Origin of the sequence: Yersinia sp. 2542 StPb PI (genome assembly GCF_048593855.1) — a bacterium.
Taxonomy (GTDB): Bacteria; Pseudomonadota; Gammaproteobacteria; order Enterobacterales; family Enterobacteriaceae; genus Yersinia; species Yersinia enterocolitica_E.
Genome location: NZ_JAZGQA010000543.1, coordinates 1 through 310, shown reverse-complemented (window position 1 = coordinate 310; position 310 = coordinate 1). Strand labels below are relative to the sequence as shown.

The following is a 310-nucleotide window of genomic DNA, read 5'->3' as shown; positions in this document are numbered from 1 at the left end:
CGGGACTCGAGTACAGCAAGACGTTCAATCTTGCCCTTGGCACCCACCTCAGTGCCGAGCAGATGGCGGCATTGACCCGTAACATTGTGCTGATGGAAAGCCGCGAAGTCGCCGGGCAAACCGTGCTGGTGCCGGTGGTCTATCTGGCGGGGGTCAAGCCGGGCGATTTACAGGCCAACGGCGCATTAATTGCCGCCGAGAATATCAGCTTAACCGAGGTTCAGGGGTTCACTAATCAGGGCGCGATGAAAGCCGGCAATAACCTGAGCATTAGCATGGCGCAAGGCATCACGCTCAATAACCGCGGCGG

General features: G+C 58.4%; 1 protein-coding gene. It reads left to right on the top strand.

The window, feature by feature from the left end:
- Positions 1 to 310, top strand: a 310-nt coding sequence (locus tag V1952_RS22675) for a hypothetical protein (RefSeq protein ID WP_420075651.1), incomplete at both ends; no start/stop codon positions are given.